The organism is Loktanella sp. DSM 29012 (assembly GCF_900110705.1).
Taxonomy (GTDB): domain Bacteria; phylum Pseudomonadota; class Alphaproteobacteria; order Rhodobacterales; family Rhodobacteraceae; genus Loktanella; species Loktanella gaetbuli.
Genome location: NZ_FOEJ01000002.1, coordinates 216,521 through 242,330 on the forward strand (window position 1 = coordinate 216,521; position 25,810 = coordinate 242,330).

Consider the following 25,810-nt stretch of genomic DNA (forward strand, 5'->3'; position numbering starts at 1 on the left):
GATCAAGCGCAGTCAATCCGGATGATGCGGAACCTTGCCTGAAACCGCGACATAGGGCCGGGTCACATCTTTCAACACCACGCCCAGCGCCTCAACGCCGCAGGAAATCACACCGTCCCCCGCCAGCGTCAGCACGACCGCGCCCGTGCCGTCCGGGCCGGGTTCGAATGCGATATCCAGCAACGACAGGATCGTGTCGGCATCACCCTTGGGCACGCCCTGGCTTTTGACGCCGGTCACGTCCTCGATCAGCAGTACCGACTGCACCCGTTCCGGCCGGTGACCGGGTGCCAGGCTGCCCTTGTCCTCCCAGCGGAACCGGTTGAGCAATACTGCAAAACGGCGTTCGGCTGGGGTCCAGCGCATTTCGGACGCCGGAAAAACCGAATCCTGCGCAAGCGAGGCCACGACCTGCAAATCGGCCGCATCCCATGCCATCAGGCGCAGCGGCTTTTCCGCGCCATCCTCGAATCTCGCATCCGTCATACGCCTGGCACCCTTGCGATCTGTGCGCCCACGGCGCTCAGCTTGTCTTCGACATGCTCATAACCGCGGTCCAGATGGTACACCCGGTTCACGGTCGTCTCGCCCTCTGCGGCCAGACCGGCCAGGATCAGCGACACGCTGGCGCGCAGATCGGTGGCCATAACGGGTGCACCCTTCAGACGGTCGACCCCGCGCACGGTCGCCTGACCGCCCTGCACCTCGATATCGGCCCCCATGCGGATCAGCTCTGGCGCGTGCATGAACCGGTTTTCGAAAATCTTTTCTTCCAGCACGCTGGTGCCATCGGCAAGGCACAGCATCGCCATCATCTGCGCCTGCAAATCAGTCGGAAAACCTGGGAAAGGTTCCGTGACCACATCGACCGCCCGGGGACGGTCGCCGCGCAGCTTTACCTTCAGACCTGCTTCGGTTTCGGCCACGTCGACACCCGCCAGATCCAGCTTTTCGGCAAATGCCGTCACCAGCTCCATCCGGCCGCCCAGGCATTCCACCTCGCCGCCGCAGAACACCGGGGCCAGCATGTAGGTGCCCAGTTCGATCCGGTCCGTTACCACGGGATGCGTTGCAGCACCAAGCCGGTCGACCCCCTGGATTTCGATGGTTGACGTGCCCTCGCCCGCGATCTGCGCGCCCATCGCCCGCAGACACCGCGCAAGGTCCACGATTTCCGGCTCGCGCGCGGCGTTCTCGATCACGGTCGTGCCCTTGGCCAGGGTGGCGGCCATCAGCACGTTTTCCGTGGCCCCGACGCTGGCAAAGCGCAACGGGACCCGTGCGCCCTTCAACCCGCCGCTGGCGGTGGCATGCAGATAGCCGTCGCGCAGCTCGATCGTGGCGCCCATCAGTTCGAGTGCGTCGATATGGATATCCATCGGCCGCGCACCGATCGCACAGCCACCGGGCAGAGATACCACCGCCTTGTGGTGCCGCGCCAGCAGCGGACCCAGAACAAGATTGGACGCCCGCATCTTGCGCACGATTTCATAGTCGGCCGTGGTCGAGGTCATGTCGTGGCTCGACAGGACCTGAACCTTGCCGCCCTGCATCGACGTCACTTCGACGCCCAGCGATTCAAGCAGGGCGGTCATGGTCTTGATATCCGACAGGCGCGGCACATTCGTCAGCGTCAGCGGCTCTTCGGACAGCAGGGTTGCGGGCATCAGTGTCAGCGCCGCGTTCTTGGCCCCCGCAATCGGGATCTGCCCGTTCAACGGCTTGCCGCCCGTGACGACGATGGAATCCATGTGATTGCCCTAACTTGGTCTATGTCTGCCGCGCGGTGTTACAGCGACAGCAGCCGCAGGTCCAGCGCAGGCGGGTCAGTCGTCCTCGCCCGCCTCCTGCGCCGCACGCGCCCGTGCCTGCGCCTTGCGCTTGGCCATATTCGCCTTGAGGGCGGCCTTGAGCCGTTCCTCGCGCGTCAGAGCCTTATCGGGGCGCAGGGCGCGCGCCTGTGGTGCCGGTGATTTCTCTGTCATGTCGTTGTTCTAGCCTTCCCGTGAAAAAGCGTCCAGACGGGGCTTGCACCCCGCAAAGCTATTCGCTAATTCCCCGCCCACGGATGCTGTGGTAGCTCAGTGGCAGAGCACACCCTTGGTAAGGGTGAGGTCGAGAGTTCAATCCTCTCTCACAGCACCATCCCCCATTTCATCCTGACGTGCGCAATAGGTCGGTCATGCGGCGCATCAATGTGCAGACTGTGCCGGGATAACGTCACACAGAAACGAAAAGCCATTTTTTTGCAAACAGGCGTTCAAACCTGCCGTCACGATGGTTAGCAAGAGGCGGGTGCGATGTGGCGGTCGGTGTGCACAGCGCCGGACACCACGGGTCACGAATGGGGTTGAGCCAAGTGAGACAGCAAAACGGCAGTGTTGGTACGGCAACCGCGTGGGCACGTGCGATGTGCAGCGTAGCCATGGCGGCCTTGGTTGCGACAGGCGCGCAGGCGCAACAGCTGTCGTATGGCACCAACCTGCGCGGCACGCCCGGCCTGATCGACATGCCCTCTGCACATTCGCCCGCCGACGCGGAAATCGGGCTGTCCTACACCAGGTTCACCAACACCACGCGCAGCGCGCTGACGTTTCAGCTGACGCCGCGCCTGTCCACCAGCTTTCGCTACAACCAGCTGTATGACATTCGCCCCGGCGGCAGCGGTTCAAACCGCGCTGTCTTCGATTTCGTCTTCGACCGCAGCTTTTCTTTGCACTACCGGATCATGGACGAGGGCCGCTACCGCCCGGCCGTTGCCGTCGGTCTGAACGATTTCCTCGGGACCGGATTTTTCGAGAGCGAATACATCGTCGCATCCAAGACCCTGACCCCCAGCCTGCGTGCCACGCTGGGGCTGGGATGGGGCCGGTTTGGCACCCAAGGCGGGTTCGACAACCCGCTGGGGATACTCTCCGGCAGCTTTGATGCGCGCGGTGCCCGCACCGTGTCCAACACCGGCGGCGAGGTCGACAGCATCGAATGGTTCCGCGGCGACGCGGCCCTTTTCGGCGGTCTGCAATACCAGATCAACGACCGGACGCTGGCGACCGTGGAATATTCATCCGACGCCTATCCGTTCGAGGACGGCACGGCCTTTGACGTGAAATCACCGGTCAACGTGGCCGTCAGCTATGACCTTTATCCCGGCCTGCGCCTGACGGGTGCCTACCTCTATGGGTCAGAGGCCGCGATCAACCTCAGCTACAACATCAACCCAAAGGTCCGGCGCGACGGCAACATCAACAACACAGCCCCCTTGCCTGTGCGCCCCGCTGGCACAGGCGCGGCCGCCAGCTGGGATGCAGCGACCGACCCACAGGCACGCGGCCTGCAGACCGCAACCGCCACGGCCCTGTCCGAACAGGATATCACGCTCTACGGTCTGACGCTCAGCGGTGACCTCGCCCGCGTGGCCATCGTCAACGATACGTACCGCACCGACAGTCAGGCCATCGGCCGCACCGCACGCACCCTGACCTATACCCTGCCCAACAGCATCGCCCGCTATGAGATCGTCGTGATGCGGCGCAACCTGCCCGTGGTCAGCGCGACGCTGCGCCGGTCGGACCTGACCGATCTGGAATTCGACGCCGATGCCGCATTCGCAAGCTATGCCCGCGCCGGGATCGACACGAGCCCCGCCGCCGTGCCGCCGACGGCCGATCCGTTTCCGCGCCTCGACTTTGGGATCGCACCGTTCATCAGCACCTCGCTGTTCGATCCGGATTCTCCCGTCCGACTGGCAGGCGGGCTTAGCCTGACTGGTGATCTGGACCTCACCCCCGGTCTGCGGCTGTCTGGCGACATCCGCAGCAAACTGCTGGGCAACCTCGACGACGCGACACGGCGATCGAATTCGGTCCTGCCGCGCGTGCGCAGCGAAAAGAACATCTATGACCGCGAACAGACGACGCTGAACCGTCTGACCGCGTCCTACCTGTTCCGCCCCGGCACGGATCTTTATGGCCGCGCCACGGCGGGCTATCTGGAATACGGTTTTGCCGGTGTCTCGACAGAACTGTTGTGGGCCCCTGCCGGGCGGCGTTACGCGCTGGGTGCCGACCTCAACCGGGTGCGCCAGCGTGATTTCGACCAGCGGCTAGGTCTGCGCGACTACACGGTGACGACAGGCCATCTGTCGGCATACTATGATTTCGATGACGGGTATTTCACCCAGCTCGACCTTGGGCGTTATCTGGCCGGTGACGACGGCGGCACCCTGACCGTGGGGCGCCGGTTCGACAACGGCTGGAACGTCGAGGCCTATGCCACGCTGACCGACGTCTCCTTTGACGATTTCGGCGAGGGATCATTCGACAAGGGAATCCGCGTCACCATCCCGTTCGATTTCCTGACAGGACAGGACATGCGCCGGTCGCGGCCTGTGCTGATCCAGCCCATCTTGCGGGACGGCGGCGCACGGCTGTCGGTGCAGGACCGCCTGTATCCGCTGATCGAGGATAGCCGCACCGACGACCTGCAACGGACCTGGGGGCAATTCTGGCGATGACCAAGATGATCCAAATCCTAGCCCTTGCCGCCTGCGGTCTGACCGCCTGTGCACCGGCCCCCTATTTCGACCTGCGCGCGCGGGTCACGCCCGCGTTCATCGCGTCAGTCACGACACCGATGGTCCTGATCGAGTTGCCGCAAAAACCCTACGCCGCAACGATCGTCCCGGTCGCGGCAAACGGTCCGGTGACGACCTGGGCGACGCCGGATGCGATCACCCTGTCGATGATCAACGGCGTGGTGACGGCAACGCGCGGCATGGGCACCGACCTGATGCACAGCGACATCGACGGCACGGTCGCGGCACTGGCGGGTGGGCCGCGCGCCTATGACCGCAGGTTCAGCTATCAGAACGCGGAAAACCAGACTGTCTTGCGCGCACAGCGCTGCACCATGTCAGGCCCCGCGGATCAGGCGCTGACGCTCTATGGCACGACCTATGTTGCGCAGATGTGGACCGAAACCTGCACAGGCAACGACCAGCAGATGCCCAACATCTACTGGACGGCGGGCGGCCGAGTCGTCCAATCGCAGCAGTTCATTAGCGCAGCCGTCGGACCGATCATCACCGAAACGATCCGGAACTGACCATGAACCGGCGCGCGCAAAACACGGGGTGATGGCATGACCACCCGGCAGCCATTCAACATCATGATCGTCGGACAGCGCGGTCGCCTGCAATACGAGGCGCTCTTGTTCGTTGCCTCCTTGCGGGCGCGCGCGCCGTCCTTTGCCGGGCGCGTCATCGTGGCCGAACCGCAGCCCGGCCCGCTGTGGCCGGATGATCCGCGCATCGAACCCGACATCGCAGAGGCACTGATCGAACTGGGGGCCGAGATCGTCCCGTTCCACAGCGATCACTTTGGCGCGGCCTACCCATACGGCAACAAGATCGAAGGACTCGCGACCCTCCCCCCCGGTGAGCCGTTCATCTTTTTCGACAGTGATACGCTGATCCTCGACGACGTCGGGGCGATGCCGATCGATTTCACCCGGCCTACGGCCTCGATGCGGCGCGAGGGGACCTGGCCGCAGGAAGAGCTTTACTGGCCGGGCTACACCGCGATCTGGAAATCGCTCTACGACAAGTTCGGGCTGGATTTCGAAAGCAGTCTCGATACCGATCACCCGGACGAATACTGGCAGCGCTACCTGTATTTCAACGCAGGCTGGTTTCTGGGGTCCGATCCGCAGGCGTTTTTGGCACGGTTTTTGGATATGTCCCTTGCGATCCGCGATGACCGCCCGCCAGAGCTGGTGATCCAGCCGCTGGTCCCATGGCTTGATCAGGTGGCGCTGCCGCTGGTGGTCCACAGCCTTGGCGGTGGCAGGCCAGGACCCGAGCTTGACGGTCTGGACGGAGACATCACCTGCCATTGGCGGTTGATGCCGCTGATGTATGCCCGCGAGAGCGACAAGGCGATTGCCGTCCTCGAAGAGGTCAGCGCGCCCAACAAGATCAAGAAACACCTCAAGAAGCACGAAGCGTTCAAGCGGATGATCTATCAGTCCCGCGGCCAAAAGGTCCGTGAGATGTTCGACCAAGACGATCTGCCGCGCCGCGAACAACAGCTGCGCAACCGGATCAAATCCGCAGGCTTCTGGATCCGGTAGCCGATTTTTCGCGAAAAATCGGACCGCGCCCGGCAACACCCCGCGTGGCCCCTGATTTTTCGCAGAAAAATCAGCCTGCCTCAGGTGGCGAAAATCCCGTTTGTGGCGGCGTAGCCCTTGATTTCGATCGGGTTTCCGGACGGATCTCGGAAAAACATCGTCCATTGTTCGCCTTGCTCGCCCTTGAACCGCACGGATGGCGCAAGGATGAAATCGGTCTGTTCCTCTTCCAGCCGTCCGGCCAGCGCCGTCCATTCATCCAGCGGCAGCACGACACCGAAATGCGGCATCGGCACCATGTGATCGCCCACCTTTCCCGTTGGCGCATTCGCAAATGGCTCGCCCAGATGCAGGCTCAGCTGGTGACCGTAGAAATCAAAGTCGACCCAGGACTGCGTCGACCGCCCCTCTGCAGCACCCAGCACACCACCATAGAACGCCCGCGCAGCATCCAGATCCGTGACGTGATAGGCGAAATGAAACGGAACGGGCATGGCAGGACCTTTTTGGATGGGACGTTGAATTGATGCTGGCGTGGCGCTAGCGTGCCGCCAACCATAAGCCCGGAGGAAACCCCATGTCCACAGACCCCAACGGCCCCAGCTACGGCTTTGACACGCTGCAAATCCACGCCGGCGCGCGCCCCGACCCCGCCACCGGCGCGCGGCAGGTCCCGATTTATCAGACAACCGCATACGTGTTCCGCGATGCGGATCACGCAGCAGCGCTCTTCAACCTCCAGGAGGTCGGCTATATCTACTCGCGGCTGACCAACCCCACTGTTGCAGCACTTCAGGAACGGATCGCCACGCTCGAGGGCGGCATCGGCGGCGTCTGCTGCGCGTCAGGTCACGCAGCGCAACTGATGGCACTGTTTCCGCTGATGGCACCGGGCAAGAACATCGTGGCCTCCACCCGCCTGTACGGCGGCACGGTCACGCAGTTCACCCAGACGATCAAACGGTTCGGCTGGTCCGCGACATTCGTCGATTTCGATGACCTCGACGCGATCAAGGCCGCCATCGACGACAACACCCAGGCCATTTTCGGAGAGGCGATCGCCAACCCCGGCGGCTATATCATGGATGTGCGTGCCGTGGCCGATATCGCCGATGACGCGGGCATTCCCCTGATCATCGACAACACGACGGCGACCCCCTATCTGTGCCGCCCGATTGAGCATGGTGCGACGCTGGTCGTCCATTCCACCACGAAATACCTGACCGGCAACGGCACCGTCACCGGCGGTTGCGTCGTGGATTCGGGAAAATTCGACTGGGCCGCATCGGGCAAGTTCCCCTCCCTGTCCGAACCCGAACCCGCCTATCACGGCTTGAAATTCGCGGAAACCTTCGGACCCATGGCCTTTCCATTCCACGGGATCGCCATCGGTCTGCGCGATCTGGGCATGACGATGAACCCGCAGGCGGCGCATTACACGTTGATGGGGATCGAGACGCTGTCGCTGCGCATGGACCGCCACGTCCAGAACGCCGAAAAGATCGCAAAGTGGCTCGAGGACGACCCCCGCGTGGATTACGTCACCTATGCCGGCCTCAAGAGTTCCAAGTACTTCGACCGGGTCGCGCAGGTCTGCCCCAAGGGCGCAGGTGGCCTGTTCACATTCGCGGTCAAGGGCGGATACGAGGCCTGCATCAAGCTGATCGACAGCCTCGAGATCTTCAGCCACGTGGCCAACCTTGGCGATACGCGCAGCCTGATCATCCATCCTGCCAGCACCACGCACCGCCAGTTGCAGGAAAACCAGCAGCGCGCAGCGGGTGCCGCCCCCGAAATCGTGCGCGTCAGCATCGGGATCGAGGACGCGGACGACCTGATTGCGGATCTGGATCAGGCCCTGTCCAAGGCCACGGCCTGACCACCGATGCAGGACGGCCCTAGCGGTCGTCCTGCATGTCCTCGCCCCATGTCATCGTGACACCGGCACTGATCGTGACCTCGCCCTCGGCAATCGGCACAGACATCGCGTCTTCCATCGCCATGCGCATCATCGGCGCGGGGGCCGCGTTCATATCGGCCTCACTCAAGCTAGTCAGCCGTCCGAGTGCGACATCGGCGGCATCGGTGTACAGGGTGGCCTTGCGCATGGCATCTGCCACCGCCGCGCGGCGGGCTTCATCCAGCAGCGTCTGACGGTTCGACACGTCAAAGGTCAGACCGTTCATCTGGTTTGCCCCACTCTGGACCACCGCGTCCAGAACTTCTCCTAGACGGTCAAGCGCGGTGACGGTCACGCTGACATCCGTGCTGGCGCGATAGCCGGTGACGCGCGAAACATTGTTATCCCGGTCATAGTCCTGGATCACGTCCAGCCGCAATGCGCTGGTCTGCACATCCGCGCCGGTGATCCCGGCATCGGACAGGCTGGCCAGGACCGCTGTCATATCCGTCGACATCTGCGCCAGCGCCGCCGCCGCCGTCGGGGCCTGATGCGACACCCCCAGGCTGACCCGCGCCAAATCGGGTGTGGCACTGACCTCGCCGGTGCCCTGCATGGTGACGCGCGCCGCCTGTGCGAATGCCGGACCCGCCAGGATACCGGTCGACAATGCTGCGCAGAAAACCAGCCATCTTGGACCCGGCGATAACTTGCTATACCATGGCCGTGAATGAGATTTGTCGTTTTCCGATGAATGACAGGCTGCTAGGACCATCTTATGACGCCTCGTTTTGCTTTGCTTCTTTCATCCGATGGTATCCGCCTGCTGCACCGCGTGCCAGAAGGCTGGAACCGCGTTGGCAATGTCCCGCTTGAGACCGATGACCTGCCTGGTGCCTTGGCCAAGCTGCGGGCCGACGGGCTGACCCTGGAGCCCGAGGGTCTGACCACAAAGCTGGTGATCCCCGAGGATCAGATCAGGTTCATGTCGCTCGAGGGCGCGCAGACCAGCGTCGCGGATGTCCGGCAAGCGCTTGACGGTGCGACGCCTTATGCGGTCGACGACCTGTCGATCGATTTCGACCGGTCCGGCGGCATGACTCATATCGCGGCCGTCGCCCGCGAGACTCTGGCCGAGGCCGAAGCCTTTGCGCTGGATCATGATTTCAACCCTGTCTGCTTTGTGGCCGTGCCCCCGCCCGGCACCTTTGTGTCAGAGGTCTTTTTCGGCCCGACCCAATCGGCCAGCGGGAACTTGGCCGAACGATCAAGCCAACCGGTCGAGGAAACCGGCATCGCGGATCTGACAGCGAAGACGCCCGGCAAAGAGGCCGCGACGGACACGGTATTGCCTGAACCGCCGCAGGATCCCGTTGCAGACACGCCAGACGCTGCCGACACGACGGACGCCCCTGCGCCGGAAATCTCATCCGACGATCCGCCGCTGTTCACCGCGCGCAGCAGACCCGTGTCCGGCGCCATGGCAGCCGCTGCGATGCCGGGCGGGGCGGCCCCCGGCGACACCACACCCGCGACCGCACATGATCCCGCGCGCGCCGCAGGCCCTGCCATGCCTGTCAGCCCGGCGCCGTCGGAACAGACCGACAGGACTGAACCGAAACAGGTCCAGAAACCGGCCCTCACCGCAACCCGCGCAACCCCCGTCGCAGGTGCCCCCGAAGAACCATTGTTCACCCGGCGCAAGGAACCGCCGCCCCCCATCGCTGGCAAGGGCAAGGCTGCATCGCCAATCGCCCTGCGGGCAGAGGCCCCATCGGCACCTGACGCAGTTCCCGCAATGGTCGCCGCCCCCCGCGCGCCCCAAGCGCCGCAACCGACCACCAAACCCGCGCAGGAAACCCCCGATGCACTGGCAGGTCTCGCGCCTGCGCGCAGTGGCAAGCCGCGTTTTCTGGGCCTGATCCTCACGGCGGTGCTGCTGGTCGTGCTTCTGATCATGGGGTTCTGGGCCTCGACCCTGCCCGACGAAGGGATCGCATGGCTGTGGGGCGACCAGGAAGAGGTCGCGGCGGCCCATGCAACCGCACAAGAAACATCTGACGAAACTGACATTGCGGCCGTAGCGCCAGCGCTCCAGCCAGCCACACCCGAGGCAATCCCCGCACCATCGGCGCTGACCGATGCGCCTACACCCGAATTGCTGGCGACACCTGCGCTGCCGGTTGTGCGGGCACCGACAACCGGCGTGCTGACCCCGGCAGAGGCAGACCGGATCTATGCCGCGACAGGCGTCTATCAGCGCGCGCCACGCCTGCCCGTCACGCCACGCACCACGATCGAAGAAGCCCGGCGCCCGGTCCCGGTGGCGCTGACCAGCATGTCGTGGAACACGGCACCTGCACTACCCGATCCAACCCAGACCGCCCCGGATCCGGTGATCGCGGCCCAGGTCGATCCCCCGGCCGCCGATGTGGTCTTTGCACGCGATCTGCGCGGGCGAATCCTCGCGACCCCGACAGGCACAATCGTGCCCAGCGGTGCCATCGTCTATGCGGGTGCGCCAGACATCCGCCCGCAGGTCCGACCTGGCACGCCCACGCAGACCCCGACCAGCACAACCGCTACAACCGATCCGGATGCGCCGGAAACGGTGCGGCTGATTGCGGGCACGCCACCGGTCCAGCCGCGCGCACGTCCGGCGGACCTTGCAACCGTCCTGACGCAGGACCCGCAGATCGCGGCGGTCCCTGACCTGCGGCCCGTCGTGCGGCCGGGCGATGTCGCCCCCGCACAGGCAGAAGAAGCCGACACATCAGACCCCGCCTCGCCCGAGGTTACGGAAACCGACGCCGCAACGCCAACCGTCATTACGGGCGCACCGGACCTGCGACCCACCTTGCGGCCCGCCAGTTTTGCCAGCCGGTCGCCGGTCGTTGCGGTCCCGATCGATCCGCGTGTCGCCGATGCGCGCCCCGCGCTGCGCCCCGAGGGGCTGGCCCCCGCAGGACCCGAATCCGACCCAACACCCGACATCAATGCGATTGCAGCGGCCATTGCCTCTGCCGCACCGCAGTCGGCGTTCAGCAACCGCACGGCCCGGGCCGTGGGGATCGCGCCGCGTCCGGCGACACGCCCGCGCAACTTTGACCAGGTGGTTGCCCGTGCAACGGCTGCGCCCGTGCAACGCCAGACCGCTGCCGTCGTGCAGCGTCCGGCAACCACACCGCAGGTCGCAGCCCCCGCTGTCGTGGCCCCGACAGGCCCGGTGCCGGGTGGCGTCGCCCGTGCCGCGACCCAGGAAAACGCGATCCGCCTGCGCGACATGAACCTCGTCGGTGTCTATGGACGCCCCAATGCGCGCCGTGCCTTGGTCCGTCTGGGCAACGGCCGCTATGTCAAGGTCGAGGTCGGCAGCGCCCTCGACGGTGGTCGCGTGACCGCCATCGGCGATTCCGCGCTGAATTTCGTCAAGCGCGGGCGCACCTACGCGCTGCAACTGCCCACGGGCTAGGCAGTGCTGCGCGATGCCGCAGTTGTTTGCGATCTGGCCTGCCTGCCCCATTGCCTTGTGCGCAGTGACGTTTAAGACAGCCGCATGGATACGTTTCTGCTACAGGCCACAATTTATCTGGGTGCCGCCGTGCTTGCGGTGCCTTTTGCCGCGCGACTGGGACTTGGGTCCGTTCTGGGATATCTGGCCGCCGGGATCATCATCGGCCCATTGACCGGTCTGGTCGGGACCGAGGCACAGGACATTCAGCATTTTGCCGAATTCGGCGTGGTGATGATGCTGTTCCTGATCGGACTGGAACTGGAACCGCGCGCGCTGTGGGACATGCGGGATCGGTTGATCGGTCTGGGCGGACTTCAGGTCGGCGTGACCACGCTGCTGATTGCGGGCGCCGCCATCGCGCTGGACTACGACGTCGTGACAGGCATCGCGATCGGCATGATCTTTGCCTTGTCATCCACGGCAATCGTGCTGCAAACCCTTTCCGAAAAGGGGCTGATGCAAACGGGCGGCGGGCGGTCGATCTTCTCGGTGTTGCTGACGCAGGATATCGCCGTGATCCCGATGCTGGCCCTGCTGCCGCTATTGGCATCACCTGCCGCGCGCGTTGCAATAGCCCCCGACGGGTCCATGCAACGCGCCGGAACAACCGATGAGGCCCACCACGGCCTGTCACTCGTCGAAGGGTTACCCGGCTGGGGCGTGACGCTGGTCACCATCGGTGCAGTGGCCGCCGTGATTCTGACCGGGATTTACCTGACCCGGCCGGTTTTCCGCTATATCCATCAGGCCAAGCTGCGCGAGATGTATACCGCGCTTGCCTTGCTGATGGTCGTGGCGATTGCCGTCCTGATGGAAACCGTCGGCCTGTCGCCTGCGCTGGGGACGTTCCTCGCCGGTGTGGTGCTGGCGAACTCGGAATTCCGTCACGAACTCGAAAGCGACCTTGCACCGTTCAAGGGCCTGCTGCTGGGGCTGTTTTTCATCACTGTCGGTGCCGGAATCAACTTCGAACTGCTCTTTGCGCAACCGACCCGCGTGGCGACCTACGTGCTGGGGATCATCGTGATCAAGGGCGCGGTGCTCTATGCGCTTTCGCTCTTGTTCAAGATGAAAGGCAAGGACCGCTGGCTGTTCACACTGGGCCTGGCACAGGCCGGTGAATTCGGGTTCGTGCTGATCTCTTTCTCGCGCAGCCAGGGCGTCCTGACGGGACCTGTGTCGGAACTGCTGCTGCTGGTGACAGCGCTGTCGATGCTGGTCACGCCGCTGATGTTCATCGGCTACCACTACCTGACGCACCGCATGGAAGAGGAAGAGGACCACGAACACGACGAGGTCGACGAAACAGGAACCGTGATCATCGCGGGCATCGGACGCTTTGGCCAGATGGCGAACCGGCTCATTCAATCGGCAGGGTTCTCGACCGTCGTGATCGACAATGATCTTGCCGCCGTCCAGACCATGCGCAAGTTCGGCTATCGCGGGTTCTTTGGTGACCCGACGCGCCCTGATCTGCTGGCCGCTGCCGGGATCGACGAGGCACGCGTGATGATGGTCTGCCTTGATAATCGGGCAACCGCCTGCCAGCTGGTCGCCTATGTGCGCAAGGTGCGCCCCGACATTCACATCATCGCCCGGGCCTATGACCGCGTGCACAGTTACGAGCTCTATGCGGCGGGTGCCGACGATATCGTGCGTGAAATGTTCGACAGCTCGCTGCGCGCCGGGCGCTATGCGCTTGAAAATCTGGGGCTGACGGAATTCGAGGCGGCCGAGGCGGAAACCATGTTCTATCATTCCGATCGCGGCATGGTGCGGGAACTGGCCGAGCTGTGGAAACCGGGCGTCGCCATTGCGGACAACGCCGACTACGTGGCCCGCGCACGCAAGCTGGACAGTGATCTGGAAACGGCGCTCGCAAGTCGTGTGCAAAACCGCGATTCCTCGGACGAGGCGCTGCCGCCGCGCCGTCCTGGCGACACCTCGCGCGGGAACCGCTAGGGCACCGATTTTTCTGCGAAAAATCGGAGAGCGCCTGCCATCGTCTGGCGGGTCAACGATTTTTCGCAGAAAAATCGGCGGATCAAGCGGATTTGCCTGCGACGGCTGCTTCTTCGAAGGTCGCCATGCCGCTGTGACATGCGACGGCGGCCTGTACGATGCCGATCGCTACAGCAGCACCGGATCCCTCGCCCAGCCGCAATCCCAGATCCAGCAGTGGGGTCTTGCCCAGCGCATCCAGCATGCGGCCATGCGCCGCTTCAGCCGAAACATGGCCTGCAACCGCGTGATCCAGCGCGCCAGACACCGCGCGGTCGAGAACAAGGGCCGCCGCCGTGCAGATGAATCCATCCAGAACCACCGGGATACCCGCAACGCGCGCCCGCGCGATCGCCCCCGCCATCCCGGCGAGTTCGCGTCCGCCAAGGCAGCGCAAGACCTGCAATGGATCAGCCAGTACATCCGCGTGACGCGCGAGGCCCGCAGCCACGACCTGCGCCTTGCGGGCCACACCGGCATCGTCAACGCCGCTGCCCCGTCCGACCCAATCCGCAGGATCACCCCCCATCAGGGCAGCACCCAGTGCCGCCGCCACGGTCGTGTTGCCGATCCCCATCTCGCCCACCACCAACAGGTCGGTGTCGCGCGCAACCGCATCCCAACCCGCGCACAGGGCCGATACGACCTCGGCCTCTGACATGGCGGGGCCGGTGGTGAAATCGTGCGTCGGCGTCTCCAATTCCAGCGGGACCACCGACATGGTTGCGCCATACGTCCGGGCCAGCTGGTTGATCGCCGCACCGCCTGCGCTGAAATTGCCGACCATCTGGGCCGTCACCTCAGGCGGAAAGGCAGACACACCCTGCGCGCAGATCCCGTGATTGCCGGCGAACACGATGATCTGCGGGGCCGCGATGACGGGCCGCGCGTTGCCTTGCCAGCCTGCGACCCAGATCGCCAGATCCTCCAGGCGGCCCAATGCGCCCGGCGGCTTGGTCAATGCGCCATTGCGTGCCGCGGCCCCGTCGCGGGCGGCTGTATCCGCACCCCCGGCTGCCGCCAGCGCGGCGCGAAAGCTGTCAAGGCTCGTGAATGCTGCGGTCATGGGCCGTCCTCGTTGCGTATTTCCCTGCCCCTGTCTAACCATGCGACACGGAATGAAAAGAGGCCGCATCATGCAAAACACCACCGGCCCACAGCCCCGCTTTGCCTTGTCCGATGTGGCGGCTGCAGTGGGGTTGATGACCCGCCTGCCCGTGCGTGTCGATACGGACCGCGCAACACGGCGGGGCGCGCGCGCGGCATGGGCGTGGCCGGTGGCGGGCCTGTTGGTCGGGGGGCTGGCGGCGATGCTGGCCAGTCTTGCGCTTTGGCTGGGCCTGCCGCCTGCCCTTGCGGCCATTCTGCTGATCGCCACGCAGATCACGCTGACCGGTGCCCTGCACGAGGACGGTCTGGCCGACAGCCTGGACGGTCTGTGGGGCGGCTGGACGCGCGACCGGCGGCTCGAAATCATGAAGGACAGCCGGATCGGGGCTTACGGTGTCATCGGATTGATCCTGACCTTGCTTTTGCGGTGGCAACTTTGGTCATTGATCATCGTGACAGACGCGCTCTGGCCTGCTGCAATGATCATGGGGGCCGTCAGCCGCGCGCCGATGGCGGCCCTGATGGCCTGGCTGCCCCCGGCCCGAACCTCGGGCCTCAGCCGACACGTGGGGCGACCTGCGCCTGTCACGGCAATCGCTGCAGGTATGCTGGCCGGAGTGGTCACGCTTTTGCTGTGGCCGGGTGCATTGCCTGCATTGGGTCTCGCCGTGGCCACCACGGCCTACGGCTGGGGCCGCATTGCGCATGCGCGAATTGGCGGGCAAACCGGCGACATCCTCGGGGCTGGGCAGCAAGTGTGCGATATCGCGGGACTGTTGGTGCTGGCAGTTCTGCTGACCTAGCGCGGGCAGGCCAGCGCCGCGTCAACCGCCCCCGGCCCGTTTGGCCCCAGATCCCGTGCAACAGGCACACCGCCGTCAAAACGCACACCGATCACACGGCCCCAGTCCCCCGACAGCAAAACCGCCGTGCGTCCGTCGCAGGCAACACCACCGGGAATGACTGCATCCCCGATCCGGTGGTTCGTTACACCCGGCAGGGCCGCAACCAGTTCCATCACGCCCTCCGCCGGTCGCCAGAACTGCAAGGTCCGTGCCAGATGGGGCCGGTCGACCAAGGCGACCTCGATCCGTCCGTCGCCGTCGAAATCAGCCGCACCCAAAGGCGCAAGCCAGCGTCGGGTCTGGCCGATGTAGGGGGTCGCGGTGATCGCCTGCGGCACACCATCCACTAGCCCGAACACCAGCAAACGCGCGCCGCGCGCGATGTCGGTCTGCACGACGACGACCTCTGGCAGGCCGTCGCCCGTCACGTCCCACAGACGCGGGACAAGGTCCTCGTAGACCTGCTGTTCCGACAGGGTGAAACGGTACGACCCGTTCGTGGTGGCGATCCGCAGATCCCCCCATTCCACGGCATCCCCCAGCACTCCGTGGTCATAGCGCGTCGTGGGGGCATCAAACTGGGCGGCGGTGATCTGCTGTGCCGTCGCGGGTCCGGCCAGCATGCAGGCCACCGCCGCCCATTTCATCAGATCTGCTTTTCGGGCATCTGCACGCGCAGACCGTCCAGCGCATCAGAAACCTTGATCTGACACGTCAGCCGCGACCGGACAGGATCGGGTTCATAGGCAAAATCCAGCATGTCCTCTTCCATGCCGTCCTTGGCGGGCAGCTTTTCCACCCAATCCTCGGCCACATAGACGTGGCAGGTCGAACAGGCGCAGGCACCGCCGCAATCGGCCTCGATGCCCGGAATGCCGTTGTCGCGTGCGCCTTCCATGACGGTCATGCCATTGGCAACCTCGACGACGTGTTCCTTGCCACCGTGTTCGACATAAGTGATCTTGGCCATTGGTTTTCCTCAGAATGGATGCAGTGTCGGCGCGCACCTTAGGCCGTCACCGGGGCGCATGCCAGTCCCATCACAGGGCTATCGCCGCGACATTCTTGCGGCTATGTAGTGGCATGATCCGCCTTCTGCCCACTTTGCTCGTCCTTTCGGCCTGTGCGCCTGTCCCGCCGACAGACGCACCCGCCACCGTGCTGATCGCCAGCGGCGGGATCGAAACCGATACCGCCGGGCGCTGTTTTGCGCGTACGGCACCGCGCACCCGCGTGGACATCGTCGACCGCGTGGAACAGGTCGCACCCGCCCGCCGGGATGCCGCAGGCACCATCATCGATCCGCCCGTGTTTCGCACCGTGTCGGAACCCACCGCGCGTACCGTCGGCGAAGGCACCCGGTTCGAGGCGGTCTGCCCGCCCGTTCTGACGAACGAGGCCTTTGTCCAGAGCTTGCAACGCGCCCTGCTGATCCGCCGCGCCTATGACGGCCCGATCAGCGGCGTCTATGATCCCGCGACCCGTGCCGCCGTCCAGCAGCTCCAGCGGAACGGCGATCTTGACAGTCCGGTGCTGTCCGTGGCCACCGCGCGTGATCTGGGTATTTTTGCCCAGGCGCGCCCCTGAAACGCAAAACGCCCCACAGAACTGCGGGGCGTTTCGGTTTGGCCTGGTGCAGGCTCAGTCGTCCAGCGACAGTGCGACGAACCGCGGATCACCACCGCGCCGCACCAGCAGCAGCAGCGATGTGCGACCAGCCTCGGTCGCTGCATCGATCTGGGTTTGCAGATCTTCGACACTGGCGATGTCCTCTTGCCCGGCCTCGGTAATCACGTCACCGGCGACCAGACCCTTGGTGGCGGCATCTGACTCCGGCGCGATAGCCGTGATGACCAGACCTGCCTCGACCTCCAGACCGTATTCTTCGGTCAGGGTGTCATCGACGGGTGCCAGTGTCAGACCCATCAGTTCGACTTCGGCATCCTCTTCGGCATCTGCATCCGGTGTCATGTCGGGAAATGCGATCGATTCCTCGGTCTCGCGACGACCAAGGGTAACCGTGCGTTCGATCTCTTCGCCGTTGCGCAGGACCAGCATCACGGCCTCCTTGCCGACTGGCGAATTGCCGACCATCCGCACCAGTTCACGCGTATCGGGCACGTCGTTGCCGTCAAACGTCAGGATCACATCGCCGGATTCCAGCCCCGCGTCAGCCGCAGGGCCCGGAGGAACATCCGTGACCATCGCCCCGCGCGCCCGGTCCAGCCCGTCGATCGCGGCCACCATGTCAGGGGTCACGTCCTGGATACGCACGCCCAGCCAACCGCGCCGCGTCTCGCCGAATTCGCGCAGCTGATCGACCACATCGGTCACCACGGCCGCCGACATGGCGAAACCGATACCGATGGACCCGCCGTTGGGCGACAGGATCGCCGTGTTCACGCCGATCACCTCGCCCGCCATGTTGAACAATGGTCCGCCAGAGTTGCCACGGTTGATGGCGGCGTCGGTCTGGATGTAGTCATCATAAGTGCCCTGCAACGAACGGTTGCGGGCGGACACGATGCCGGCGCTGACCGAAAACCCCTGCCCCAGCGGATTGCCCATCGCCATGACCCAGTCACCGACGCGGGCACCCACGGCGTTGCTGTCACCGAATTCGACATAGGGCAGCGGGCTGTCAAATTCGACCTTCAGCACGGCGATATCGGTGTTGGGATCGGTCCCGACCAGTTCCGCGGGTAGAAACTCGGTCGGTTGACCGTCGCCCGGAAAAAACTCGATCTCGATCTCGTCGGCATCCTCGATCACGTGGTTGTTGGTGACGATATAGCCATCGGCGCTGATGACGAAACCGGACCCCAATGCGGACGACCGGCGCGGTGCACCCGGACCGTCCTGCATGTCGTTAAAGAAATCCTCGAAAGGCGATCCTTCCGGCACCAGGCCACGGGGGCCGGTGCGTTCGGCCACCATCGTAGAGGTCGTGATGTTCACCACCGACGGGCTGACCTGTTCGGCCAGATCGGCAAAGGTCGCGGGCCGATCCATCGGCGTCATCAACTGCGCCTCGACCGCCTCGGTTGTCTGGGCAAATCCGGGCATCGACTGCGCTGCAAACAGTGCCGCAATCAGGGCAAGACCGCTGATCATGCCCGTCCGGGGCGTCAGGGCGGTCATGGGGCGGGTCCGTGCAATGGCCTGTGAAGTCAAGTCGTGCTCCCTCGTCGTGAACGCCGCGCGCGGCGCTGTGATCAACTATCTGCGCATGAACATAGACCGCAGCGACACGGACGCAATGCACGTGATGTTTTGTCACGCGGCCGTGAAACGCAATGATTGAAAACCGACACCTCAAAATGCAAGGGGCCGGTCACATGACCGGCCCCCTGACAACGTTGACTGATGACGCTTACTGACCGGCGATTGCCGCAGCCGCGTCGTTTGCGGCACGACCCTGATCGGATTGCAGGTAGTTGAAAAACTCTGAATCCGGGCTCAGGACCATCGACGACCGACCCGACGCGGCAAAGCGTTCGTAGGCTGTCATCGACCGATAGAATTCAAAGAATTCCGGGTCAGCGCCAAAGGCCTCGGCAAAGATTGCGTTCCGTTCGGCGTCGGCCTCACCGCGAGTGATCTCGGCCTGACGGTTGGCGTCAGACGTCAATTCCACCACGGTCCGGTCGGCACCGGCGCGGATCCGTTGTGCGGCCTCGTTACCACGGGCGATTTCGTCGGCAGCTTCGCGTTCACGCTCTGCCTTCATCCGCTCGTAGGTGGCGTTCAGGTTTGCGGGCGGCAGGTCGGTCCGCTTGAGCCGCACGTCAATCACCTCGAGCCCGAGGCTGCGCGCCTCTGCAATCGCGTTGTTGCGGATACGCAGCATCAGCGCCGCACGGTCCGTGGACAGGATATCGTTGGACGATACCGTACCCAGCACGTTCCGCGTGGTGTCGCGCAGGATACCGTCCAGACGGCGCGATGCGACATCCAGACCGCCTGCACCGACGGCTTGACGGAACTGTTCCACATCCGAAATCCGGTAGCGGGCGAATGCGTCGACAACCAGACGGCGATCATCAGAAGGTGTGACTTCCAGCGGGTCCAGATCGCGGCTGAGAATACGGTCGTCATAGTTCACGACCTCCTGGATAAAGGGCAGCTTGAACCCCAGACCCGGTTCTTCCTGAACCTTCACGATCTGACCGAATTGCAGGACCAGCGCCCTTTCACGCTCGTCCACGATGAACACAGAGCTCAGCGCGACGATCAGGATGACAACCAGTGCGGGCAGCAGAAATATAGACTTGCGCATCAGTTCGTCCCTCCGGTGGTCGTACGCGGGGCGCGGTTGCCCAGCTCGTTCAGTGGCAGATACGGTACGACACCGTTGCTACCGCCGCCTTGTTCATCCAGCAGGATGATATCCATTCCACCCAGGACATTTTCCATCGTTTCCAGATAGATACGCTTGCGCGTCACCTCGGGTGCCTTGCTGAATTCGTCCAGAACGGCGGTAAAGCGTGACGCCTCACCCGATGCCTCGTTCACCACGCGGGCGCGATAGGCTTCGGCCTGCTCCAGTGTCTGGGCCGCCTCACCGCGCGCCTCTGCAACCACGCGGTTGGCATAGGCGTCGGCCACGTTCGTCAGCCTGTCGCGTTCCTGTTCGGCGTCCTGCACCGCGCGGAATGACGCGATCACCGGCTCTGGCGGATCGGCCTTGTCAAAGTTGACACGGACGATGTTCACACCGGAATTGTAGCTGTCCAGCGTGCTTTGAATTTCGCTGCGCAGACGGTCTGCAATGGCACCACGGTCCCGGTTCAGGATCGGTGCCAGATTGCTCTGTGCGATGATCTCGCGCATCACGGATTCCGAAACGGCCTCGATTGTCTGCGGCGGATCGGCCAGGTTGAACAGGTATTCCTGCGGGTCGATGATGTTCCAGACGACCTGGAAATCGATGTCGACGATGTTCTCGTCGCCGGTCAGCATCAGGCCGGCATCCATGCCGGATTGGCTGGTGCCGATGTCGATGCTCCGCTCGGACGTGACCTGCAACACTTCACGGGTCACGATCGGCCAAGGGGCAAAGTTCAGACCCGGGCCGTTGGTCGACAGATAGTCACCCAGCATCAGCTCGACCGCCTGTTCTTCGGGGCGCACGGTGTAAAACGATGCCATCCCCCACAGGATCACCGCACCGATGACGCCCAGACCGATGGTGCCGCGAGTAAAAGCCGGCCCGCCGCCGCCGGACCCACCCGACCCTGTGCCGCCGCCTTTGCCGCCCATCAGGACGCGCAGCTGTTCACGGCCCTTGTTGACCAGTTGATCGATTTCGGGGATTTGCGGCCCCTCACCCGGCCTGCGTGGCGGGCGTGGCGGCTCGTTGCCGCCGCCGTTTGCCCCGTTGCCACGGTTTCCGTTATCGCCGCCACCCCCCCAGGGGCCTCCGGTATTGCCTGCCATCGTGTGTAGGTCTTCCTCTGTTTGATGCCCGCATCGGGGCCTTATGACTAAAGTGGGCGTTCAGCCCGACCGGTTCAAGTTGTCCGCACCGGTTCGCGCATGGTCACCAGTTCCTCAGAAATGGTCGGATGCACGGCGCAAGTGCGGTCAAAGTCCTCTTTTGTAGCGCCCATCTTGACCGCGATGCCGACCATCTGGATCAATTCGCCCGCATCCGGTGCGACGATGTGACAGCCCAGAACCTTGCGCGTTTCAGCACAGACGATCAGTTTCATCAGCACGCGGGACGTGCCGTCGATGAATGCCTGGTTCATCGGGCGGAAACTGGTCGAATAGACCTCGATCGGACCGTTGCGGGCCGCATCATCCTCGGTCAGGCCAACGGTGCCCAGTTCGGGCTGGGTAAACACGGCAGAGGCGATCAGGTTGTGATCGACCGGTGTCGGCGTGCCCTTGAACACCGTATCCACAAACGCCATGCCCTCGCGGATCGCCACGGGTGTCAGTGCCACGCGGTCGGTCACATCACCGATGGCATAGATCGACGGGATATTGGTCTGGCTGTATTCATCGACGGCAATCGCCCCATTGCGTTCCAGCTTGACCCCGACATCATCCAGTGCCAGCCCATCCGTCGACGGTGCGCGCCCCGTGGCAAAGATCACATGATCGAACACCTGCTCCACCCCTGTCGTCGCCTTGGTCCAGATCGGGCCAGCGGCACGGGGATCGGTGATGCTCTTGTCGTTGGTGGCCAGCGAACGACGCTCTCCTGCGGGTTCGCCCATCGTGGCATCAGATCCGGTCGGACGCGGCCCTTTTGGGGCCTGATCGGCCGGGCACATTTCCTGAACGCTGGTGCCCATGTGAATGTCGATGCCGCATTGTTTCATGGATTCCGACAAAAGACCGCGCGCCTCGTCGTCGAACCCTTTGAGGATTTGCGCACCACGCGCGTAGATCGTGACCTCGACCCCGAAATTTCGCAGGATGCAGGCAAATTCGCAGGCAATATATCCGCCACCCACGATCAGAACGGATTTGGGCAGTTTTTCCAACAGGAACACATCATTGCTGACAAGCCCCAATTCCGCGTTTTCCAGCGGCGGGCGCACCGGATGGCCTCCGACTGCAATCAGGATGTGTTTGGCCGACACGGTTTGGTTGTTGGCGAGTTTAACCGTATGCGGGCCGTCCACCGTCGCGCGACTGTCATAGATCTTGACGCCCGAGCCATCCAGCAGCTTGCGATAGACCCCCTCGAGCCGCTCCAGTTCAGCCGTCAGCTTGGGGTGGAAACGGCCCCAGTCGAAATCGCCGATGGTCGCGTCCCAGCCAAATTTCTGCGCATCCGACACCTGCGCCGCCCCTTTGGACGCAAAGACCATCAGTTTTTTCGGGACACAGCCACGGATGACGCATGTACCGCCCAGACGCGATTCCTCGGCCAGGGCCACGCGCGCGCCAGTCTGCGCCGCCATGCGCGCCGCACGCACCCCGCCTGACCCGCCACCGATGACAAACAGGTCAAAATCGTAATCAGCCATGGTCGCGCACCCTCTCTTCAATTCGCCCGCAACCTAGGGCGAAGCCCGCCTGAGGACAACGCCACATCGGGCCATCCGCCCGATGTGCCGCGACAGACCGGGTGCCTCAGTCGCCCAGATCGGCGAACAGGTTGTCGTCATCCAGAAAATCGTAGCGGGTTTCGTCGTGTTCGCCCTTGTTGATGTCCTGCACCTCGACCCGGCCATCGCCATAGCCCGTCACGACGATATCGCAGATGTCGATGAACAGGCCGTTTTCAACGACCCCCGGTATCTGGTTCAGCACGAGGCTGAGCTGTCGCGCGTTGCCGATCCGGTTCAGATGCAGGTCCAGGATATGGTTGCCCTCGTCGGTGACATAGGGCGCATCTGCGTTCATGCGCAGACTGGCGGTCGTGCCCAGCACATCCATACCCACCAGCACCTCTTCGATCAGCGCCTTGCTGGTCTGCCAGCCAAAGGGGATCACCTCGACCGGCAGCGGAAAGTTCCCCAGCGATTCAACCCGCTTGGACCCGTCGGTGATGACGATCATCTGGTCGGACGCCGTGGCCACGATCTTTTCCTGCAACAGCGCACCGCCGCCACCCTTGATCAGGTTCAGGTCGTGGTCGTATTCGTCCGCCCCGTCGATGGTCAGATCCAGCCATTTCGCCTCGTCCAGCGAAATCACCTCGATCCCGACCTGACGGGCCAGTTCCGCCGTCCGGCTGGAGGTCGGCACGCCCTTGATCTTGAGGCCGTTGTCTCGCACCATTTCGCCCAGACAGCGCACCAGCCATGCGGCGGTCGATCCTGTTCCCAGTCCCAGCTTCATGCCGTCCTGCACGTAATCGCAGGCGCGTTTCGCGGCGACGAATTTCGCTTTGTCGATGGGGGACATATTGGCGGACATGGGGCAGCTCCTGTGACGACTCGCCGCTTTATAGGCCGGGCGGGCGGTCCTTGGACAGTCGGATCACACGGCGACGCGGCGAATTGGCCCGCAAACCCGCTGGACGCGCGCAACAAGGCAGCGCAGACATGCGACATGACTCACGACCTGCTGCGACTGCACTATGCGCCCGACAATGCCTCCTTGTGCATCCGGTTGGCCTGCGAACTGCTGGACATCCCCTATCAGACCGTTCTGGTGGACCGCGCCAGCCGTGCGCAGGACAGTGCTGCCTACCGCGCGCTGAACCCAGCTGGCCTGATCCCGGTGCTGGAAACCGACGACGGTCCGGTGTTCGAGACAGCCGCCATCCTGATATGGCTGGCAAACCGGTATCCCGGCCAGCTGATGCCCGCCCCTGCCACAACCGGAGAGGCAAACGCCCTGTCGTGGCTGCTGTGGCTGGCCAACACATTGCATACAACCCTGCGCATGACATTCTATCCCGCGCAATACATGCCCGATGCGCCAGACGATTTCAGGGCCGCCATGCAGAGGCGGCTGTCCAGCCACCTGCACCTGCTGGACCGCCATGCCAAGGCGCTGCACCCGGTCCATCACTGCTACCTTGCACCCATGCTGCGCTGGACGTCCCTGTATGGTGACAACGCAGGCTGGTTCACACTGACCGACTACCCGCGGCTGCACAGCCTCGCGCGGCAATGCGAGGTCAGCGCCCATGCGCGCCGCGCGGCCCAGGCCGAAGGTCTGGGGAACACTCCGTTTTCCGCACCGCGTCTGGCCAATCCGCCCGAAGGGTCCGCCACCTGATATTGCGCAGGTCTGTTCCCGCGCCTAGGCTGCGGCATGCCAAATGACCGCCCCTTTACCGGCATCCTGTTGATGCTCGGATTCTGCGTCCTCGCCCCGTTGGGCGATGGCATGGCAAAACTCTTGGGCGGTGCCGTGGTGCTGGGAACGCTGGTGTTGGCCCGGTTCGCGATACAGGCCGCGGTGCTGGTGCCATTGGTTCTGGCACGCGGTCAGGATCTGCGTGCCCCACATGGCACAAGGCGTCTGGTCTGGCTGCGCAGCGCCCTGCACATCGCCGGCATGACGATGATGTTCGCATCACTGCGCTATCTGCCGTTGGCTGATGCACTGGCCATCGCCTTTGTCATGCCGTTCATCTTGCTGTTGCTGGGGCGCATTTTCATGGACGAACAGGTAGGCCCGCAGCGCATGATCGCCTGCGCGGTCGGTTTTGCTGGAACCCTGCTCGTGATCCAGCCGAATTTCGTCGATGTCGGCCTGCCTGCGCTCTTGCCACTGGGGGTGGCTGTGACGTTCGCCCTGTTCATGCTGGTCACCCGGTCGCTGTCAGGACGCATCGACCCGATCAGGCTCCAAGCGATCGGCGGATTGCAGGCCACGTTACTGGTGTCGATCGGCCTGCTGGTGCTGCCTGGCCCGCAGGCCGGTTTCGCGCTGCCCGGCACCGGCGCGCTGTGGCTCGTCGTATTGATGGGGCTGGTCGGCACGGCGGCACATCTGCTGATGACATGGAGTCTGCGCTGCGCCCCGGCGTCAACACTCGCCCCGATGCAATACCTCGAAATTCCATTTGGAACGGTGATCGGCTGGGCCATGTTCGGCGATCTGCCCAACGGCCTTGCGGCCTGCGGCATCGTCGTCACTGTCGCCGCCGGCCTCTATGTCATCGTCCGAGAGCGTAATCTAGCGCGCCGGGCAATTCCGACCGCTCCAGCGTGATCAGGACAGGCCCGGCCACATCCAGTGTCACATGGTCTGCCTGCGCCCTGTTCGAACTGCTGACCACCCCGTCAGGTGCCAGGCTGTGCGCGTCCATGTCCCAGACCAATCCAGCCGAACTGACCGTCGCGGGCCCCAGAGGCATGACTGCGACACGTGTCTGGGGTGTCACCGCGATGCGGCTATGCCCTTGCCGCGCCAAGATGCAGACCTCGCTGTCGGACACGAGAACGACGTGATGTGCGCGCAGCCGCGCCAGTGTTGCCAGTGTTGCCAGCGTGTGATCCAGCCGTGCGCCCAGAAACCCTGCCGCCAGAACCACGGGCGCTGTGATCCGCGTCAGGCATTTTTCGAAATCGGTCGTGTCCTGTTCGGTCACCGCATGGATGACATCCCTATGCGTCGCACGCGCCTGCGCCGACAGACTGTCCATGTCACCGATGACCGCCAAAGGCGCAATGCCCGTCACAACAAGGCGATCAGCGCCCCCATCGGCCGCGACGACACTTGGCGCGACCCTTAGGCACATGTTAAGAGTTTCGTCGGCAATGTCCGCGCCACCTATCAAGGTGATCGGTTCGGAACTGGCAACAATCGGTTTTTGCAGTGGGGATTGTTTCATATTTCGCGACATTCCTCAAAAGCGCCCCAAAATCAACCAGACAGCACCGCCAGCCT

Annotated in this window: 24 protein-coding genes and 1 tRNA gene; 11 read left to right on the forward strand and 14 right to left on the reverse strand. The window is 63.9% G+C overall.

Annotated features, from left to right (window positions below; translation table 11 throughout):
* Window positions 1-12: 12 nt before the first annotated feature.
* The 3 genes from BMX27_RS05745 to BMX27_RS16815 all read right to left on the reverse strand — a co-directional run bounded on the left by BMX27_RS05745 (window position 13) and on the right by BMX27_RS16815 (window position 1,985).
* Window positions 13-486 (reverse strand): DUF2948 family protein, encoded by a 474-nt coding sequence (locus tag BMX27_RS05745; protein ID WP_090158927.1) that lies wholly within the window; start codon window positions 484-486, stop codon window positions 13-15.
* The gene (gene murA / locus BMX27_RS05750; protein WP_090158928.1) at window positions 483-1,751 is read right to left on the reverse strand and encodes a UDP-N-acetylglucosamine 1-carboxyvinyltransferase; all 1,269 of its coding nucleotides are present in this window, start codon (window positions 1,749-1,751) and stop codon (window positions 483-485) included. The genes BMX27_RS05745 and murA overlap by 4 nt, the downstream gene beginning before the upstream one ends.
* Window positions 1,752-1,826: 75 nt before the next feature.
* Window positions 1,827-1,985, reverse strand: coding sequence for a hypothetical protein (locus BMX27_RS16815; protein WP_177172658.1), 159 nt, complete (start codon window positions 1,983-1,985; stop codon window positions 1,827-1,829).
* An 85-nt stretch (window positions 1,986-2,070) separates the two neighbouring features.
* Between BMX27_RS16815 and BMX27_RS05755 the strand changes: the two genes are divergently transcribed.
* The 4 genes from BMX27_RS05755 (at window position 2,071) to BMX27_RS05770 (ending at window position 6,129) form a co-directional block, all read left to right on the forward strand.
* A tRNA-Thr gene (locus BMX27_RS05755) sits at window positions 2,071-2,145 on the forward strand.
* Window positions 2,146-2,410: 265 nt separating this feature from the next.
* The gene (locus BMX27_RS05760) at window positions 2,411-4,513 is read left to right on the forward strand and encodes a YjbH domain-containing protein (protein WP_177172659.1); all 2,103 of its coding nucleotides are present in this window, start codon (window positions 2,411-2,413) and stop codon (window positions 4,511-4,513) included.
* Window positions 4,514-4,518: 5 nt separating this feature from the next.
* Window positions 4,519-5,103: a YjbF family lipoprotein gene (locus BMX27_RS05765; protein ID WP_177172660.1), complete on the forward strand. Its 585-nt coding sequence runs from the start codon at window positions 4,519-4,521 to the stop codon at window positions 5,101-5,103.
* 36 nt (window positions 5,104-5,139) lie between these two features.
* Complete coding sequence (locus tag BMX27_RS05770) at window positions 5,140-6,129, forward strand: hypothetical protein (protein WP_090158931.1); 990 nt, start codon at window positions 5,140-5,142, stop codon at window positions 6,127-6,129.
* 80 nt (window positions 6,130-6,209) lie between these two features.
* Here the strand turns inward: BMX27_RS05770 and BMX27_RS05775 are convergent, their stop codons facing one another.
* Window positions 6,210-6,623, reverse strand: a complete 414-nt coding sequence (locus BMX27_RS05775; protein ID WP_090158932.1) for a VOC family protein — start codon at window positions 6,621-6,623, stop codon at window positions 6,210-6,212.
* Between the two features lie 83 nt (window positions 6,624-6,706).
* On the opposite strand from BMX27_RS05775, the gene BMX27_RS05780 reads away from it, so the two are divergent.
* On the forward strand, window positions 6,707-8,008 hold the full coding sequence (locus BMX27_RS05780; RefSeq protein ID WP_090158933.1) for an O-acetylhomoserine aminocarboxypropyltransferase/cysteine synthase family protein: 1,302 nt from the start codon (window positions 6,707-6,709) through the stop codon (window positions 8,006-8,008).
* 19 nt (window positions 8,009-8,027) lie between these two features.
* Here the strand turns inward: BMX27_RS05780 and BMX27_RS05785 are convergent, their stop codons facing one another.
* Entirely contained in the window at window positions 8,028-8,699 is a 672-nt protein-coding gene (locus tag BMX27_RS05785) for an SIMPL domain-containing protein (RefSeq protein ID WP_177172661.1), read from the reverse strand.
* A gap of 108 nt (window positions 8,700-8,807) precedes the next feature.
* Here BMX27_RS05785 and BMX27_RS05790 point away from each other — a divergent pair, with 108 nt between their 5' ends.
* Both BMX27_RS05790 and BMX27_RS05795 read left to right on the forward strand, forming a co-directional pair.
* A complete protein-coding gene (locus BMX27_RS05790) occupies window positions 8,808-11,501 on the forward strand; it encodes a hypothetical protein (protein WP_090158935.1) in 2,694 nt (897 codons plus the stop codon).
* Between the two features lie 84 nt (window positions 11,502-11,585).
* Window positions 11,586-13,505 carry a cation:proton antiporter domain-containing protein gene (locus BMX27_RS05795; RefSeq protein ID WP_090158936.1) on the forward strand — a complete coding sequence of 640 codons (1,920 nt, stop codon included), beginning with the start codon at window positions 11,586-11,588 and terminating at the stop codon, window positions 13,503-13,505.
* An 82-nt stretch (window positions 13,506-13,587) separates the two neighbouring features.
* Here BMX27_RS05795 and cobT read toward each other — a convergent pair whose 3' ends face one another.
* Entirely contained in the window at window positions 13,588-14,610 is a 1,023-nt protein-coding gene (gene cobT / locus BMX27_RS05800) for a nicotinate-nucleotide--dimethylbenzimidazole phosphoribosyltransferase (protein WP_090158937.1), read from the reverse strand.
* A gap of 70 nt (window positions 14,611-14,680) precedes the next feature.
* Here cobT and BMX27_RS05805 point away from each other — a divergent pair, with 70 nt between their 5' ends.
* Window positions 14,681-15,457 carry an adenosylcobinamide-GDP ribazoletransferase gene (locus tag BMX27_RS05805; RefSeq protein WP_256212406.1) on the forward strand — a complete coding sequence of 259 codons (777 nt, stop codon included), beginning with the start codon at window positions 14,681-14,683 and terminating at the stop codon, window positions 15,455-15,457.
* Here BMX27_RS05805 and BMX27_RS05810 read toward each other — a convergent pair.
* Window positions 15,454-16,146, reverse strand: coding sequence for an FG-GAP repeat domain-containing protein (locus tag BMX27_RS05810; protein ID WP_090158939.1), 693 nt, complete (start codon window positions 16,144-16,146; stop codon window positions 15,454-15,456). The two genes, BMX27_RS05805 and BMX27_RS05810, sit on opposite strands and share 4 nt — an antisense overlap.
* On the reverse strand, window positions 16,146-16,469 hold the full coding sequence (locus BMX27_RS05815) for a 2Fe-2S iron-sulfur cluster-binding protein (protein ID WP_056038349.1): 324 nt from the start codon (window positions 16,467-16,469) through the stop codon (window positions 16,146-16,148). Before BMX27_RS05815 ends, BMX27_RS05810 begins: the two co-directional genes overlap by 1 nt.
* A 113-nt stretch (window positions 16,470-16,582) precedes the next feature.
* Here BMX27_RS05815 and BMX27_RS05820 point away from each other — a divergent pair, with 113 nt between their 5' ends.
* The gene (locus BMX27_RS05820) at window positions 16,583-17,086 is read left to right on the forward strand and encodes a peptidoglycan-binding domain-containing protein (RefSeq protein WP_177172662.1); all 504 of its coding nucleotides are present in this window, start codon (window positions 16,583-16,585) and stop codon (window positions 17,084-17,086) included.
* A 54-nt stretch (window positions 17,087-17,140) separates the two neighbouring features.
* Here the strand turns inward: BMX27_RS05820 and BMX27_RS05825 are convergent, their stop codons facing one another.
* The 5 genes from BMX27_RS05825 to rpiA all read right to left on the reverse strand — a co-directional run bounded on the left by BMX27_RS05825 (window position 17,141) and on the right by rpiA (window position 23,380).
* Window positions 17,141-18,640 (reverse strand): Do family serine endopeptidase, encoded by a 1,500-nt coding sequence (locus BMX27_RS05825; protein WP_090158941.1) that lies wholly within the window; start codon window positions 18,638-18,640, stop codon window positions 17,141-17,143.
* 232 nt (window positions 18,641-18,872) lie between these two features.
* Window positions 18,873-19,778, reverse strand: a complete 906-nt coding sequence (gene hflC, locus BMX27_RS05830; RefSeq protein ID WP_090158942.1) for a protease modulator HflC — start codon at window positions 19,776-19,778, stop codon at window positions 18,873-18,875.
* Entirely contained in the window at window positions 19,778-20,938 is a 1,161-nt protein-coding gene (hflK, locus tag BMX27_RS05835) for an FtsH protease activity modulator HflK (RefSeq protein WP_090158943.1), read from the reverse strand. The genes hflC and hflK overlap by 1 nt, the downstream gene beginning before the upstream one ends.
* Before the next feature lie 74 nt (window positions 20,939-21,012).
* Window positions 21,013-22,485 (reverse strand): FAD-dependent oxidoreductase, encoded by a 1,473-nt coding sequence (locus BMX27_RS05840; RefSeq protein ID WP_090158944.1) that lies wholly within the window; start codon window positions 22,483-22,485, stop codon window positions 21,013-21,015.
* Between the two features lie 106 nt (window positions 22,486-22,591).
* The gene (gene rpiA / locus BMX27_RS05845; RefSeq protein WP_056038329.1) at window positions 22,592-23,380 is read right to left on the reverse strand and encodes a ribose-5-phosphate isomerase RpiA; all 789 of its coding nucleotides are present in this window, start codon (window positions 23,378-23,380) and stop codon (window positions 22,592-22,594) included.
* Window positions 23,381-23,515: 135 nt separating this feature from the next.
* On the opposite strand from rpiA, the gene BMX27_RS05850 reads away from it, so the two are divergent.
* Window positions 23,516-24,190, forward strand: coding sequence for a glutathione S-transferase family protein (locus BMX27_RS05850; protein ID WP_090158945.1), 675 nt, complete (start codon window positions 23,516-23,518; stop codon window positions 24,188-24,190).
* Between the two features lie 36 nt (window positions 24,191-24,226).
* A complete protein-coding gene (locus BMX27_RS05855) occupies window positions 24,227-25,132 on the forward strand; it encodes a DMT family transporter (RefSeq protein WP_090158946.1) in 906 nt (301 codons plus the stop codon).
* Here the strand turns inward: BMX27_RS05855 and BMX27_RS05860 are convergent.
* Window positions 25,077-25,754 carry a thiamine diphosphokinase gene (locus tag BMX27_RS05860; protein ID WP_177172663.1) on the reverse strand — a complete coding sequence of 226 codons (678 nt, stop codon included), beginning with the start codon at window positions 25,752-25,754 and terminating at the stop codon, window positions 25,077-25,079. The two genes, BMX27_RS05855 and BMX27_RS05860, sit on opposite strands and share 56 nt — an antisense overlap.
* Between the last annotated feature and the right edge of the window lie 56 nt (window positions 25,755-25,810).

Excerpts from the sequence above, each read along its gene's own strand:
- BMX27_RS05745 (WP_090158927.1), bottom strand. The coding sequence starts at position 486 with ATGACGGATGCGAGATTCGAGGATGGCGCGGAAAAGCCGCTGCGCCTG.
- murA (WP_090158928.1), bottom strand. The coding sequence starts at position 1,751 with ATGGATTCCATCGTCGTCACGGGCGGCAAGCCGTTGAACGGGCAGATC.
- BMX27_RS16815 (WP_177172658.1), bottom strand. The coding sequence starts at position 1,985 with ATGACAGAGAAATCACCGGCACCACAGGCGCGCGCCCTGCGCCCCGAT.
- BMX27_RS05760 (WP_177172659.1), top strand. The coding sequence starts at position 2,411 with ATGTGCAGCGTAGCCATGGCGGCCTTGGTTGCGACAGGCGCGCAGGCG.
- BMX27_RS05765 (WP_177172660.1), top strand. The coding sequence starts at position 4,519 with ATGATCCAAATCCTAGCCCTTGCCGCCTGCGGTCTGACCGCCTGTGCA.
- BMX27_RS05770 (WP_090158931.1), top strand. The coding sequence starts at position 5,140 with ATGACCACCCGGCAGCCATTCAACATCATGATCGTCGGACAGCGCGGT.
- BMX27_RS05775 (WP_090158932.1), bottom strand. The coding sequence starts at position 6,623 with ATGCCCGTTCCGTTTCATTTCGCCTATCACGTCACGGATCTGGATGCT.
- BMX27_RS05780 (WP_090158933.1), top strand. The coding sequence starts at position 6,707 with ATGTCCACAGACCCCAACGGCCCCAGCTACGGCTTTGACACGCTGCAA.
- BMX27_RS05790 (WP_090158935.1), top strand. The coding sequence starts at position 8,808 with ATGACGCCTCGTTTTGCTTTGCTTCTTTCATCCGATGGTATCCGCCTG.
- BMX27_RS05795 (WP_090158936.1), top strand. The coding sequence starts at position 11,586 with ATGGATACGTTTCTGCTACAGGCCACAATTTATCTGGGTGCCGCCGTG.
- cobT (WP_090158937.1), bottom strand. The coding sequence starts at position 14,610 with ATGACCGCAGCATTCACGAGCCTTGACAGCTTTCGCGCCGCGCTGGCG.
- BMX27_RS05805 (WP_256212406.1), top strand. The coding sequence starts at position 14,681 with ATGCAAAACACCACCGGCCCACAGCCCCGCTTTGCCTTGTCCGATGTG.
- BMX27_RS05810 (WP_090158939.1), bottom strand. The coding sequence starts at position 16,146 with ATGAAATGGGCGGCGGTGGCCTGCATGCTGGCCGGACCCGCGACGGCA.
- BMX27_RS05815 (WP_056038349.1), bottom strand. The coding sequence starts at position 16,469 with ATGGCCAAGATCACTTATGTCGAACACGGTGGCAAGGAACACGTCGTC.
- BMX27_RS05820 (WP_177172662.1), top strand. The coding sequence starts at position 16,583 with ATGATCCGCCTTCTGCCCACTTTGCTCGTCCTTTCGGCCTGTGCGCCT.
- BMX27_RS05825 (WP_090158941.1), bottom strand. The coding sequence starts at position 18,640 with ATGACCGCCCTGACGCCCCGGACGGGCATGATCAGCGGTCTTGCCCTG.
- hflC (WP_090158942.1), bottom strand. The coding sequence starts at position 19,778 with ATGCGCAAGTCTATATTTCTGCTGCCCGCACTGGTTGTCATCCTGATC.
- hflK (WP_090158943.1), bottom strand. The coding sequence starts at position 20,938 with ATGGCAGGCAATACCGGAGGCCCCTGGGGGGGTGGCGGCGATAACGGA.
- BMX27_RS05840 (WP_090158944.1), bottom strand. The coding sequence starts at position 22,485 with ATGGCTGATTACGATTTTGACCTGTTTGTCATCGGTGGCGGGTCAGGC.
- rpiA (WP_056038329.1), bottom strand. The coding sequence starts at position 23,380 with ATGTCCGCCAATATGTCCCCCATCGACAAAGCGAAATTCGTCGCCGCG.
- BMX27_RS05850 (WP_090158945.1), top strand. The coding sequence starts at position 23,516 with ATGACTCACGACCTGCTGCGACTGCACTATGCGCCCGACAATGCCTCC.
- BMX27_RS05855 (WP_090158946.1), top strand. The coding sequence starts at position 24,227 with ATGCCAAATGACCGCCCCTTTACCGGCATCCTGTTGATGCTCGGATTC.
- BMX27_RS05860 (WP_177172663.1), bottom strand. The coding sequence starts at position 25,754 with ATGAAACAATCCCCACTGCAAAAACCGATTGTTGCCAGTTCCGAACCG.